The sequence below is a fragment of the Muriventricola aceti genome (assembly GCF_025567565.1).
In the GTDB taxonomy this organism is placed as follows: Bacteria; Bacillota; Clostridia; order Oscillospirales; family Oscillospiraceae; genus Lawsonibacter; species Lawsonibacter aceti.
Window position 1 is genome coordinate 37,655 of sequence record NZ_JAOQKF010000012.1, and the last position, 13,123, is coordinate 50,777.

Genomic DNA, 13,123 nt, shown 5'->3' on the forward strand with positions numbered 1-13,123 from the left:
ACTCCTACAAATCAGTTTGTTGTATATGCTTAGGCACCCAGATAGGCTGCCTTCACACGCTCATCAGCTAGCAAATCCTGAGAGGCACCTTGCATGGTAATTTTCCCCGTCTCCAGCACATAAGCGTGGGAGGCCGTATTCAGAGCTAAAAAGGCGTTCTGTTCGATGAGCAAGATGCTAGTGCCAGTTTCATTAATTTGCCTGATGACGCGAAAAATATCTTCTACAACAATAGGAGCCAGCCCCATGGAAGGCTCGTCTAGCATTAACAGGCTTCCGTTGGTCATCAAGGCCCGGCCTAACGCCAGCATCTGCTGCTCACCTCCAGAAAGTGTCCCAGCCTGCTGCTTTTCACGCTCTTTCAGTCGTGGAAAGATAGTAAATACCCGTTCCAGACCATCTTTTATGAAAGCTCTATCTTTTATCAGATTGGCTCCCATAGTCAGGTTTTCAGTGACGGACATCTTCGAAAATACCCGGCGGCCTTCTGGCACATGGGCAATGCCCTGTTCTACAACCTTATGGGGCTTCATCTTGGTCAATTCTGTTCCCTGAAACAGAATTGACCCGCTTTTTGCGTGCTCCAGACCAGAGATGGTGCGCAGAATGGTGGACTTTCCAGCGCCATTGGACCCAATCAACGCCACAATCTCCCCTTTTTCCATCGAGAAGGAAACGCCTTGTACCGCATTAATGGCTCCATAGGACACATGAAGATCCCGAATCTCAAGTAGCGACATTCTGATAGCCTCCTCCTAAGTATGCCTCGATAACCTTCGGATTGGCCTGCACTTCGGCGGGCACCCCTTCCGCTATGGTCTTACCAAAGTCTAAGACTTTGATGCGGTCCGCAATAGGCATTACAAAGTTCATGTGGTGCTCGATCAAAATGATAGTCACACCAAAGTCCTTGCGAATCTGTGCTACCAGGTTCGCCATATCCTCCAGTTCAGTGGTAATCATACCAGCTACTGGCTCATCCAACAACAGGATCTTGGGATCCGTCATCAGGGCACGTGCAATTTCCAGACGGCGCTGATCGCCATAGGGCAGATTTTTTGCTAGTAAATTTGCTTTGTCGGCCAGTCCCAGACGGTCTAACAGACCCATGACCTTCTCATCCAGCTCCCTTTCGCTCTTCACCATGCCCGGTGTACGCAAAAAACATTTGGCTAGATTCTGGTCGTTATGCATAGTATGGGCCATCTTTACATTGTCCGCCACACTGGCATTAGAGAACAGGCGGATGTTCTGGAAAGTTCGGGTAATCCCCTGTCGCGCAAACTGATAGGGTTTAAGCCCTACCATATCCACCCCATCTAGCTTAATGGTACCGGTGGTGGGTTTGTAAATACCGGTCAGCATATTAAATACGGTTGTCTTTCCTGCACCGTTTGGCCCAATAATGGCAATTAATTCGCCCTTTTCAACTTCCAAATTAAAATTATCCACGGCGCAAAGCCCACCGAACATGATAGAGAGGTTTTTGACCTCAAGAAGACTCATATCACCACTTCTCCCTTCTCAGGACTTAGAGACACCCGCAGGCTCTTTATCCTTCTTTGAGCCAAACAGCGGAGTCTCGTACAGGGACGCACGAGAAATACGCATAAAGGGAACTTCCTTGCCACCACAAAGCCCCTCTGAGCGATAGAGCATCACAATGACCAGAATAGCCGCATACACCGCCAGGCGCCAGTCGGCCAAAAAGCGGAGAACCTCAGGCAGGATGGTCAACAGTGTGGCGCCCAAAATAGAACCAGTCAGAGATCCGGAACCCCCGGCATACAAGTAGACCAAGAAATCGGAGCTCTTTGTAAAGCTAAAGGAGTCCGGCTGAATGAAGGCTAGCACATGAGCATACAGGCCGCCTGCTACGCCGGCAATAAAGGCAGCGATACAGAACGATGTGATCTTGTAGCGGGTAGTATTGATGCCCATGGCATCTGCAGCAATCTCATTGTCCCGAATTGCGATAAAGGCGCGGCCGTAGGGAGAATAGATAAGGTTACGCAATAGATATAACGTCAACGCCATAAAGAATAAGATCCAGGCAAAATTGGAGTAATTTGGAATGCCAATCATGCCTCTGGCTCCGCCAATCGGCTGGATCAGACGAAGGATAGCGCGGACAATTTCACCAAAGGCCAGAGTAACAATGGCCAAATAGTCCCCCTTTAGCTTTAGGGAGGGCATCCCAATCAGCACTCCTACCAAGGCAGCCACACACCCTCCTACCAGTAGGCCTAACAAAAAGACAGGGACCTGGGCAACTACCGGAATATTCTTACCATCAAATACCATGGTGGTAATGACCGCGGCTCCATAAGCACCTAGGGACATAAAGCCAGCGTGGCCAATACAGAACTGTCCAGTAAAGCCATTGACCAAGTTCAGACTGGCTGTCATCATAATGTTGATGCCGGCAAACATCATGACTTGAATATAATAGCCATTTAGGATACCCACAGAGCGCAGGACCGTTACAACTACATATAAAAGGACAACAATTAAGGCGGGGTAAATCGACTTAATCAATTTCTTTATATTCATAAAGATCACCCCTCCTTAAACTTTCTCTATGACCAGCTTGCCCATGATACCGGCAGGCTTGACCAAAAGGATAACAATCAAAATAATGAATCCGACAGCATAGCCGAAGGTAGAGTTCAAAGCGGTAGCAAATATTTGGGCGATTCCAAGGATAAAGCCCCCCAACATGGCCCCCCTAATATCACCGATACCACCCAGAACGGCTGCGACAAATGACATATTGCCCAGCCAGGAACCCATATACACATCAACCTGAGGATAGGCACTGGCATAGCAAATACCAGACACTGCGGCCAGAGCGCCGCCTACGAAGAATGTGATGGAAATGACGCGGTTGACATTGATACCCATCAAAGAAGCTGCATCCTTGTCCATACTGACGGCCCTCATCTGTCCACCAATCTTTGTGCCATTCACCATGAAATATAGTGCCATCATAGTAACAGCAGCCAATATGATCATGATAATCTGGGTCGAAGTGATAGACGCCCCTAAAACATTAAAGGTTTTGGGCGTAAATAGTGTGGGGAACGAGCGAGGATTCGGGCCAATAAAAGGTAAGGCCCTTGGAAAGTTCTCCAAAAACATGGAGACACCTACAGCTGTGATCAACGCGATCATTCTAGGTTTATTGCGCAGAGGTCTGTAAGCAATCGCCTCAGTCGCTACAGCGATTCCGCCAGTGCCCAGCATAGCAATCAATATGATAATCCCTACAATAAGCATTGGGAATGTTCCATCAATCTGATAGCTGGAGAAAAGTTGAGCAATAAAATAGGTGCCCAATGCACCAATCATCAAAAAGTCACCATGAGCAAAATTGATCATGCCAACAATCCCATAGACCATGGTATAGCCCAATGCAAGCAACGCATATACGCTGCCCAATTGCAAGCCGTAAACTAAGTATTGTAGGATCGTAGCCACAGGAACGCCTCCTATCATGTCTAAAAAATGGATTTACTAAGAAAGGAAATGTGCCGGCTGGTATCAAACGCAGCCGGCACATTCAGTTATGCCTAAGAAAGAATTGCTGCCCTATGTCACCGATGAAAAATCCAAAAGAAATCAGCTAGGATTGATGGAAGAAACATAATGGGAAACACCATCAGCATCATACTGCATAACCACGCCACCCTTAATGGGGTTACGATCCTCACCCATCGTCATAGGACCAGAGGGCAGTTGAAGATTCTCAATAGAAGCCAGAGCGTCACGGACACCATCGCGGGTCAGCTCTTCTGCATTCTGCAACGCATAGAGAACCATCATAGTAGCTTCATAAGCCAGTTCAGCATTGGAATTGGGTTGCTCATCGGGATGCAGGGCAGTGTACTTCTCAACAAACTCAACAGCAGCGGGATCGGTAGACTCAGCAGAAAAAGCGGAAACATAGGCTACGCCATCCACAGCAGCACCAGCCACCTGTCCGACTTCAGGAGTATCAGCAGAGTCACCACAGATAATGGGGCAAGTGATGCCAGCGGAGCGGGCCTGCTGGATCTGGAGGCCGAGCTCACTCAGCAGGTTGGGGAAAAATACACTCTCTGCATTGGCAGCGGCCAGCTTCGTCAACTGGACGTTATAGTCCTTAACATCAGAGCCGGAATACTCTTCGATAGCCAAGATTTGACCGCCCAGCGCTTCATAGCTTTCAATAAATGCGTCCTTCAGTCCAGTCGCATAGGCATCAGCGTTGTTGAACATAATGCTGGCAGTCTCATATCCGGACTCCCAGATATACTGGGCAGCCATCTGCCCTTGGAAAGGATCAATAAAGCAGGCCCGGAAAATATAGTCGCCTACCTCAGTAACCGCAGTGTTAGTCGCAAAGGTAGTAACGATGGGGCATTTGGCATTCTGAGCAATCGGACCAGCAGCCAATGCGCATTTGGACATATCAGGGCCGACTATAGCAATAACCTTTTCTTCCTCAATTAATTTCTGAAACACATTTGTTGTTTTTTCCTCGGATGCCTCATTGTCCATGTAAATGAACTCGATGTTATACTCTTTGCCCTTAATGTCGATCTTACCGCCTAGCTCGTTCTCTACAACCTCGACACCATTCGTAATGTACTTTCCAGCAATAGCAGAGACACCAGAAATGGGGCAAACAACGCCAATTTTTAATGTTTCTACCTCATCTCCGCCGCTGTTGGTAGAGCCGCTATTACTACCGTTTCCACAGCCGGCCATGGAAAACACCATCGCCAAAGCCATCGCAAATGCAAGAACCTTTTTCATTGTTTTCCTCCTGTTTGATCAAATATTATACTAAAGAGAGACTTCTCTTTAATATCGTTTTTTCATATTATGAAATATTATCTCTTATTATGGAATCAAATTCTTGTTGTTTATTTTAATATCAGTACATGCAAAATGTCAACGCTAACATTTCTATATTTATTCTTTTTGTATGATATGTCAAATTTGTAGCCAAAATTTGTTTAAGTCGTAAAGATAAAATTATTGTAATTGAAACTCAGTCATATTATAATGAAATTTAATGGCTGCATTCTTGCATTACCCTATGAGTCTGTAGGCAGTTCAATTTTTATTCAAAGTGAAGTGGCATCTAAATCAGTTGACAATCATTGGTCCGCAATATATTATTATTGTTGTTAACTTTTATTTCGCTAAACAGTATTTTAGGAGGAACCCATGCCTACCGCATTCCTTGATTCCTTTCAATTAATCGTTGCTTTTTATTTGTTTTATGTTTCAATTAAAGGTTCTGGACAGATGTACCGTTTTTTTGATATTTCAGAGGAAGATCAGATGCGAGTCCGCCTCCCTCTGCGCCTCATCTATGCTATTGCTGGCATTATCGCTCTGGTGGAATCTGCTGTTTGTATGCTGCAGAATCAAATGTTTACTCAGACCATTACCGAGAATGGTGTCATTATCATACAGAATTTCTCCATTGAAGTTCTTCCTTTTCTCACCTATGATATGATGTCTACTATTAGTTCGGCTTTGACTCTTGTTATCGTTCTTCTGCTGGCCGGAGTGGTGATCTGGTTGAGGAAACTAAGCCATCGCAATTCAAAGAAGCATTAAAAAAGCACCCAAAGTATCTACTTTGGGTGCTTTTTAATGGTATCTTTCATCCCCATTGATATGTACCTAAGATATGGATACATCTTAGCTGTACATAAGGATAGGTGCTCAAGGGACGAAAATCCGTGTCCTGACTATGCGCGGCCACAAGAATAGAGCCCGGCCCATTCTCTCTTTTTATCTCTACCACGATTGGATTATGGCTAAATTCCTGATGTCCGGAGAAACGAAGCTGGATAAAATCGCCCGGTTCCACCTGCTCCAGCAGGACCTCTCTCCCAAATGGACCGGGTGTCTTTTGCTTCCTCGTTAAAAAGTTAAAAAAATAAGGTACCCCTGTCCACGCCGGAGCCCTGTCTTTCCCGCTGTTGTAGTACCAGCCAAAGGTGGGTGTGAAGTTCATGACTCCAGCCCCGGCATAGAGGCACTGGGAAGCAAAGTTAGTACAATCCCCTCCTAATTCATCGAAATTCATATATTTAGGGTTTCTTTCATAGGCCCAGCGGTGCGCATAGGAAACTCCAGCAAAACGGTCATAAGGTATGATTTTTAGCATTCTTCCTCCCCCCTTCTCTCATCTTATGCAGAGAGATCAGAAAAGGGCCCCAGACCCGCCGTAGCGGATCTGGGGCCGGAGTCGTTGCTTTTTGAAAATTATCAGGCCTTACCGTCGCAGCCCAAAACATCAATCAGCTTATGCTTAACCATAGCCTGGATAGCGGCACGGGCAGGCTTTAGATACTCACGGGGATCAAACTTATCAGGGTGTTCAGCCATGAACTTGCGGATGGTTCCAGTCATGGCCAGACGCAGGTCGGAGTCAATATTGATCTTACACACAGCGCCACGGGCGGCCTGACGGAGCTGCTCCTCAGGAATACCGACGGCATCGGGCATCTTTCCGCCGTTCTCATTAATCATCTTGACAAACTCCTGCGGCACGGAAGAGGAGCCATGAAGCACAATGGGGAAGCCGGGCAGGCGCTTCACAACTTCATCCAAGATGTCAAATCGCAGGGGCGGAGGCACCAGTTCGCCCTTCTCGTTACGGGTGCACTGAGCGGCGGTGAACTTATAGGCGCCGTGACTGGTGCCGATAGCAATGGCCAAAGAGTCACAGCCAGTCTTGGACACAAACTCTTCCACCTCTTCGGGGCGGGTATAATGGGAGGCCTCAGCAGACACATTCACTTCGTCCTCAACGCCAGCCAGAGCGCCCAGCTCCGCCTCAACCACCACGCCGTGGTCATGGGCGTACTCCACCACTTTCTTGGTGATCTCAATATTCTCGGCAAAGGGCTTGGAGCTGGCGTCGATCATAACGGAGGTAAAGCCGCCGTCAATACAGGACTTACAGGTCTCAAAGCTGTCGCCATGATCCAGATGCAGGCAGATGGGCAGGCCGGTCTCAATCACAGCAGCCTCCACCAGCTTCATCAGATAGGTGTGGTTCGCATAAGCCCGGGCCCCTTTGGAGACCTGGAGGATCAGGGGAGCATTGACTTCTTTAGCAGCTTCGGTAATGCCCTGAACGATCTCCATGTTATTGACGTTGAAAGCACCGATTGCGTAACCGCCATCATAGGCTTTCTTGAACATTTCTGTAGTAGTAACCAATGGCATAATTACCATCTCCTTTGAATTTGGTAATCCTTATTGTACCATTAACAGTTGATAATTACAAGTATCTGTGCTAGAATTTAGAAGAGAATTTCTGAGTTAAATCATTTTTCCACGTATTTTTATATTTAAGGAGGAAGCAAACATGGAGAAACTGACCGGAGCTTGTATCATTGGCCAGTCTGGTGGCCCCACCGCTGTCATCAACGCCAGCGCTCAGGGCGTCATCCAGACCGCTTTGAAGTCCGATTGCATTACCCGTGTTCTCGGTGCTGCCCATGGTATCAAAGGTGTACTGGAGGACAAGCTGTATGATATGTCCCAGGAGGATCCCGCTGAACTGGATCTTCTAAAGTATACCCCCTCTTCCGCTTTGGGCTCCTGCCGCTACAAGCTGGCTGACCCCGACAAGGATGACACTGATTACAAGCGAATCCTTGAGATTTTCCAGAAGTACAACGTCCGCTACTTCTTCTACAATGGCGGCAATGACTCTATGGATACCTGCAATAAAATCTCTAAGTATATGCAGAAGGTAGGCTATGAGTGCCGCATCATGGGCGTGCCCAAGACAATTGATAACGACCTGAACGGCACAGACCACTGCCCCGGCTTCGCCTCTGCCGCCAAGTATATCGCCACCTCCTGCGCCGAGGTCTGGCAGGACGCCCACGTCTATGACACTGGCATGGTCACTGTCATTGAGATCATGGGCCGTCACGCCGGCTGGCTGGCCGGTTCGGCCGCTCTGGCTTCCCTCACCGGCTGTGGTCCCGACCTTGTCTACCTGCCCGAAGTGGACTTCGATATGGACCGGTTCATCGCCGATGTCAAGAGCATCTATGATAAGACCGGCAAGTGCATGGTCGCTGTATCCGAGGGTATCCACTACGCCGATGGCCGGTTCGTGTCTGAGGCGGAAACCTCCGCCACCGACGGCTTCGGCCACGCTCAGTTGGGCGGCCTGGCCGTAATGCTGGCTGATGTCATCAAGAAGCACACTGGCGCCAAGGTCCGGGGAATCGAGCTCTCTCTGCTGCAGCGTTGTGCCTCCCACGCCGCCTCCAAGACCGATGTCGAAGAAGCCTGGCAGGCTGGCTCCGCTGCTGTTGAAGCCGCTGTGGCCGGCACAACCGATAAGATGGTGGCCTTCAAATGCACCCGTGAAGGCGGCTATCAGTGCCAGACCTCTCTGGAGCCATTGGACATCGTGGCTAACTTCGAGAAGAAGGTCCCCCGTGAGTGGATCAACGAGGCCGGAAACGGCGTGGAGCAGCCCTTCATCGATTATGTACTCCCCCTAATCCAAGGCGAAACTGACGCTCCCAAGGAACATTCCCTCCCCCGCTTCGCCCATCTGAAGAAAGTGCTGACCACTGATATGTAATCTAAAATATAATCAGCCCCGGAGCTGCTCTCCGGGGCTGATTTTTTATTCCTTATGACCATTTTGCAGGGACATGGGGCCTGTACGCCCCATATACACCTCTGTTTCAGTTGGCAGCTTATGACGGCGCAGGCCATAGCAGACCAGCCGCCTGATTATACTGTAGATCATAGCAAATACTGGCACTCCCAGCACCATCCCAGCAAAACCAAACAGTCCGCCAAACAGAATAATAGAAAACAAGACCCAGAAAGAGGCCAACCCGGTAGACTCACCCAAGATCTTAGGACCCAGGATATTTCCGTCAAACTGCTGAAGCACTAAAACAAAAATGGCAAAATATATGCTCTGGATGGGATCGATGATAAAGATCAGCAGGATACAGGGAATCGCTCCAATGAATGGACCAAAAAAGGGAATCACATTGGTCACACCAATGATGGTCGCAACCAAAGCCGGATAGGGAAAGTGAAAGAGATTACAACAGGCCAGACAAATAATTCCGATAATGAGAGAATCCAACAGCTTTCCATTAATAAACCCACTCATGATGCGGTAGGCTTCTCTCGTTTCAGACACAATCAAATCAGCGTGGTCTGTACGGAAGATACTGTAAACAATCTTCTTACTCTGAGCAGCAAACGTGTCCTTCCGAACAAGGAGATAGACAGAAACAATGATGGCAATCAACAGGTCCTTGATCAGCAGTAAGGCAGCCAACAAAATAGCGGATACACCGGACACAACTCCGGTAATGTTCGGTAGGACCGTAGCTCGCAGCCAGTCCAGCGTGGAGGACACCGACTCTAAATTGGGCAGGATATCTGAGGAGAGCCACTGCTCCAGAGAGGTGGCCGCCGAGTTATAGATAGGCATGATAGCGGACTGTATCTCTGGATTGTCCTCCAGGAAGGTTAACAACCACACCTGGGCGCTCTCAATGTACTCTGGGAAAGCCATGACCAATCCGACGATGCTGTCATATACCTGGGGAATTACCATGGCCAGCAGCAGATACAGCAGGATAAAGGCAACCAGCAGACTCAAGACAATGGATATTATAGATAAAAATCGGACATCGTTCTTGTTTTTCAGCTTCTGATTTGGTGTCATGGCCAACATAAACTGGAGGATATGCCTTTGGATTGGCAGCAACAGAAAGGCCAGTATCATCCCCATAAAAATAGGGCGCAGGATATGTGATAAGGTCGTGAAAAAAGCACGGACCGAGGCGGCGTTGAAGATCAGGAAAAACAGTAAAATTGCCGCGGTCACCACACAAAAGGCCGTGACTCCCGCCGCGATAAATGGCCCGTACTTCTCTCTCTTCAAACAAGCCCACCCGCTTTCTTCTTGATCGTTGTTTTCATTATATCGTATTTTCTTCTCCCCCGCTACTCTTTCTTAAAAGTTTCACAAAACTTTAATGATTGAAAATGGCCGCCCATAGGGACGGCCATTTTTCATCGTATTCAGATTGTCTCTCCCGCCAGGAATCGCTCCAGACGGTCCAGTCCCTCTTTGATGTTCTCCATAGAGGTGGCATAGGACCAGCGGACAAAATTCGGCGCCGCAAAGCCGGTCCCGGGGACAACCGCCACCTTCCCGTACTTCAGGAAGAGGTTTCCGAAGTCATCAGAGTCTTTAATCACCGTACCATGGAGCTCTTTTCCAATGAGCTTCTCAATGTTCATCATCACATAGAAAGCGCCCTCAGGCTTGATGCAGCTGACCCCCTCAATCTGATTCATCCGTTCCACCATATAGTTGCGCCGCTCCTCAAAGGCCTTGCGCATCTCCTCAATGGAGTCTTGAGAAGCGGAGAGTGCGAGAGCCGAGGCTTTCTGAGAGATAGAGCAGGGGGAGCCAGTGGAATGGCTGAGGAAATTGGCGATGACCTTTGCAATCTTGGCGGGGGCAGCCACATAGCCAATTCGCCAGCCGGTCATGGCATAGGACTTGGACACGCCGTTAATCAGCAGGGTGCGCTCTTTAATATCCTCGCCTAAGGCAGCCAGGCTGACAAACTGTCCGCCGTCATAGACCAGCCCGTAGTAGATTTCGTCAGAGATGACATAAATATCCTGCTCCACACAGACCTTAGAGATGGCCTCCAGCTCCTGGCGGCTATACATCATGCCAGTGGGGTTTGATGGGTTGTTAAGGATCATACATTTGGTCTTTGGGGTGATGGCGGCGGCCAGCTTCTCTGGCGTAATCTTGAAATTCTCTGCCTCGGTAGCCTCTACCACAACCGGAACACCGCCCACCATACGGATCAGCTCGATATAACTGACCCAGTAGGGAGCGGGCAAGATGACCTCATCCCCTGGATTGACAAGCGCGTGGAGGGCCACATAGACACAGGGCTTCGCGCCGTTAGACACAGCGATCTGGGTATATTCATAGTCTACACCGCAGTCCTCCTTCAGCCGCTGGCAGACAGCCTTGCGCAGCTCAATGGTGCCGGCTGCAGGGGTATATTTCGTTTCGTTGTTCCGAATGGCCTGGATACCAGCCTCCTTAATATAATCAGGGGTGGGGAAGTCAGGCTCTCCAGCACCAAAGCCGATGACATTCTGCCCCTCCGCCTTCATCTGCTTAAACATAGCGTCGATGGCCATAGTAGTAGAGGGCTCCACTGCCAGGGCGATCTTAGACAGTTCCTTCATATCATGTGTCCTCCTTCAACCTCTCATTCTGAGGCCCAATTTTTGCAACGCATATTATATTCGATTACGATTCAAAATGCAAGAGAAAAAAATTAATTTTGCAATTTCTACTTGTTGCCTCCGGGAAAGAGAAATAAAAAGAGACCTGGCGAACCAGATCTCTTTCTTCTATTTTTATAGTTTCCTTCGGATTAGCTCTCCCATCTGAACCGTGCCAATGGTCTGCTCTCCCGACTTCGCAATATCCTGGGTCCGCCAGCCCTCAGCCAGCACGGCATCTACCGCCTGTTCGATAGCATCAGCCTCATGTGGAAGATGGAAGGAATAGCGGAACATCATCCCCACAGAAAGGATCGTTGCGATTGGATTAGCCTTATCTTGACCGGCGATATCCGGGGCAGAGCCATGAATCGGCTCATATAGGCCGGGGGCAGTATCACCGATGGATGCAGAAGGCAGCAGTCCGATGGAGCCGGTGACCATAGATGCCTCGTCGGAAAGGATGTCACCAAACATATTTTCTGTGACCACCACGTCAAACTGGCTGGGGTCCTTCACCAACTGCATGGCGGCATTGTCTACCAGTACATCCTCATATTCTACATCAGAGTACTCCTCTGAAAGACGGTGCATGATAGACCGCCACAGGCGGGAGGTCTCCAACACATTGGCCTTATCTACACTGGATACCTTGTGGCGGCGCAGGCGGGCCAGCTCAAAAGCCCGGCGTCCGATACGCTCGATCTCCATCTGGGAGTAGGCCATCCGGTCAGATGCCTCCTCACCCCTGTCCTCAGTCTGATACCGCTCCCGCTTGCCAAAATAGATGCCGCCTGTCAATTCCCGCACCATCATCAGATCGATGCCCTTTTCCGCCGTCTCTTTCTTCAGGGGGCAGGCGTCCGCCAGGGCGGGGCGCAGGGCGGCGGGGCGTAGGTTGGCATACAGCCCCAGGTCTTTGCGAATAGACAGCAGGGCGGTCTCCGGCCGCTTCTCCGGGTCGGAGGCGTGGCCCCACTTGGGGCCGCCCACCGCGCCTAACAGCACAGCGTCACAGGCCTTGCACTTCTCGGCGGTGCCTTCGGGGTAGCTCTTGCCCACCGCGTCGATGGCGCAGCCACCCATCAGCACATCCTCAAAGGAGAAGCTGTGGCCAAATTTCTTGCCTACGGCCTCCATGACTTTGACGGCCTCGCCAACCACCTCTGGGCCGATGCCGTCGCCCCGAATCAGGGCGATCTTAAAGTTCATTTCGCTACCCCCCGCTCCTTCAGTGAGTTGAGCAGTCCGCCGCTCCGGATGATCCCTTCAATAAACTCCGGGAAGGGGGCGGCCTGATAAGTCTTGCCGGTGGTCTGATCGGTGATGACTCCGGTGGCAAAGTCCACGTCCACCTGGTCCCCGGCCTGGATCTCCTCCGCCGCCTGGGCGCACTCCACGATAGGCAGCCCGATGTTGATGGCGTTGCGGTAGAAGATACGGGCAAAGGAGGGGGCGATGACACATTTTACTTTGCAGGATTTGATGGCCAGAGGGGCGTGCTCCCGGCTGGAGCCGCAGCCGAAGTTGGGACCGGCTACGATAATGTCGCCGGGCTGGACAGAGGACGCGAATCCAGCGTCGATGTCCTCCATACAATGGGAGGCCAAAGCGGCGGGGCTGGGGTCGTTCAAATGCCGGGCGGGGATGATCACGTCAGTGTCCACGTTGGCGCCGTATTTATATACTTTCATAGGAGTTGTTCCTTTCTGTTCAAAGTCAAAGGAGTCGTTGTCGTTGGGAGTTAAGAATGAGAAACACATGGTGTCCTTTCGCTCCAGAAGCTCAA

General features: G+C 49.8%; 13 protein-coding genes. 2 read left to right on the top strand and 11 right to left on the bottom strand.

Going from position 1 to position 13,123, the window contains the following annotated elements:
- Positions 1-29 precede the first annotated feature (29 nt).
- The 5 genes from OCV64_RS12750 to OCV64_RS12770 form a co-directional block, all read right to left on the bottom strand.
- Positions 30-740 (bottom strand): ABC transporter ATP-binding protein, encoded by a 711-nt coding sequence (locus OCV64_RS12750; protein ID WP_262670248.1) that lies wholly within the window; start codon positions 738-740, stop codon positions 30-32.
- Complete coding sequence (locus OCV64_RS12755; RefSeq protein ID WP_186852592.1) at positions 727-1,506, bottom strand: ABC transporter ATP-binding protein; 780 nt, start codon at positions 1,504-1,506, stop codon at positions 727-729. The genes OCV64_RS12750 and OCV64_RS12755 overlap by 14 nt, the downstream gene beginning before the upstream one ends.
- An 18-nt stretch (positions 1,507-1,524) precedes the next feature.
- Positions 1,525-2,553, bottom strand: coding sequence for a branched-chain amino acid ABC transporter permease (locus OCV64_RS12760; protein WP_207721925.1), 1,029 nt, complete (start codon positions 2,551-2,553; stop codon positions 1,525-1,527).
- A 15-nt stretch (positions 2,554-2,568) separates the two neighbouring features.
- Entirely contained in the window at positions 2,569-3,480 is a 912-nt protein-coding gene (locus OCV64_RS12765; protein ID WP_262670249.1) for a branched-chain amino acid ABC transporter permease, read from the bottom strand.
- Positions 3,481-3,621: 141 nt separating this feature from the next.
- Entirely contained in the window at positions 3,622-4,800 is a 1,179-nt protein-coding gene (locus OCV64_RS12770) for an ABC transporter substrate-binding protein (RefSeq protein WP_186852594.1), read from the bottom strand.
- Positions 4,801-5,217: 417 nt separating this feature from the next.
- On the opposite strand from OCV64_RS12770, the gene OCV64_RS12775 reads away from it, so the two are divergent.
- Entirely contained in the window at positions 5,218-5,616 is a 399-nt protein-coding gene (locus OCV64_RS12775; RefSeq protein WP_186852595.1) for a hypothetical protein, read from the top strand.
- Between the two features lie 46 nt (positions 5,617-5,662).
- Here OCV64_RS12775 and OCV64_RS12780 read toward each other — a convergent pair whose 3' ends face one another.
- Together OCV64_RS12780 and fba are read right to left on the bottom strand one after the other, a co-directional pair.
- On the bottom strand, positions 5,663-6,172 hold the full coding sequence (locus OCV64_RS12780; RefSeq protein WP_186852596.1) for an amidase domain-containing protein: 510 nt from the start codon (positions 6,170-6,172) through the stop codon (positions 5,663-5,665).
- Between the two features lie 101 nt (positions 6,173-6,273).
- A complete protein-coding gene (gene fba / locus OCV64_RS12785; RefSeq protein ID WP_147571804.1) occupies positions 6,274-7,239 on the bottom strand; it encodes a class II fructose-1,6-bisphosphate aldolase in 966 nt (321 codons plus the stop codon).
- 142 nt (positions 7,240-7,381) lie between these two features.
- Between fba and OCV64_RS12790 the strand changes: the two genes are divergently transcribed.
- Positions 7,382-8,623 (top strand): 6-phosphofructokinase, encoded by a 1,242-nt coding sequence (locus OCV64_RS12790; RefSeq protein ID WP_186852597.1) that lies wholly within the window; start codon positions 7,382-7,384, stop codon positions 8,621-8,623.
- Positions 8,624-8,668: 45 nt separating this feature from the next.
- Here OCV64_RS12790 and OCV64_RS12795 read toward each other — a convergent pair whose 3' ends face one another.
- The 4 genes from OCV64_RS12795 to OCV64_RS12810 form a co-directional block, all read right to left on the bottom strand.
- Entirely contained in the window at positions 8,669-9,955 is a 1,287-nt protein-coding gene (locus OCV64_RS12795) for an AI-2E family transporter (RefSeq protein ID WP_262670250.1), read from the bottom strand.
- A 140-nt stretch (positions 9,956-10,095) separates the two neighbouring features.
- Positions 10,096-11,295, bottom strand: a complete 1,200-nt coding sequence (locus tag OCV64_RS12800; RefSeq protein WP_262670251.1) for a pyridoxal phosphate-dependent aminotransferase — start codon at positions 11,293-11,295, stop codon at positions 10,096-10,098.
- A gap of 174 nt (positions 11,296-11,469) precedes the next feature.
- The gene (gene leuB, locus OCV64_RS12805) at positions 11,470-12,546 is read right to left on the bottom strand and encodes a 3-isopropylmalate dehydrogenase (protein ID WP_147571808.1); all 1,077 of its coding nucleotides are present in this window, start codon (positions 12,544-12,546) and stop codon (positions 11,470-11,472) included.
- Positions 12,543-13,028, bottom strand: a complete 486-nt coding sequence (locus OCV64_RS12810; RefSeq protein ID WP_147571809.1) for a 3-isopropylmalate dehydratase small subunit — start codon at positions 13,026-13,028, stop codon at positions 12,543-12,545. Before OCV64_RS12810 ends, leuB begins: the two co-directional genes overlap by 4 nt.
- Positions 13,029-13,123 lie beyond the last annotated feature (95 nt).

Bases quoted from the DNA above. Each gene is read 5' to 3' on its own strand.
- OCV64_RS12750 (WP_262670248.1), bottom strand. From the start codon at position 740: ATGTCGCTACTTGAGATTCGGGATCTTCATGTGTCCTATGGAGCCATT.
- OCV64_RS12755 (WP_186852592.1), bottom strand. From the start codon at position 1,506: ATGAGTCTTCTTGAGGTCAAAAACCTCTCTATCATGTTCGGTGGGCTT.
- OCV64_RS12760 (WP_207721925.1), bottom strand. From the start codon at position 2,553: ATGAATATAAAGAAATTGATTAAGTCGATTTACCCCGCCTTAATTGTT.
- OCV64_RS12770 (WP_186852594.1), bottom strand. From the start codon at position 4,800: ATGAAAAAGGTTCTTGCATTTGCGATGGCTTTGGCGATGGTGTTTTCC.
- OCV64_RS12775 (WP_186852595.1), top strand. From the start codon at position 5,218: ATGCCTACCGCATTCCTTGATTCCTTTCAATTAATCGTTGCTTTTTAT.
- OCV64_RS12780 (WP_186852596.1), bottom strand. From the start codon at position 6,172: ATGCTAAAAATCATACCTTATGACCGTTTTGCTGGAGTTTCCTATGCG.
- fba (WP_147571804.1), bottom strand. From the start codon at position 7,239: ATGCCATTGGTTACTACTACAGAAATGTTCAAGAAAGCCTATGATGGC.
- OCV64_RS12790 (WP_186852597.1), top strand. From the start codon at position 7,382: ATGGAGAAACTGACCGGAGCTTGTATCATTGGCCAGTCTGGTGGCCCC.
- OCV64_RS12800 (WP_262670251.1), bottom strand. From the start codon at position 11,295: ATGAAGGAACTGTCTAAGATCGCCCTGGCAGTGGAGCCCTCTACTACT.
- leuB (WP_147571808.1), bottom strand. From the start codon at position 12,546: ATGAACTTTAAGATCGCCCTGATTCGGGGCGACGGCATCGGCCCAGAG.
- OCV64_RS12810 (WP_147571809.1), bottom strand. From the start codon at position 13,028: ATGAAAGTATATAAATACGGCGCCAACGTGGACACTGACGTGATCATC.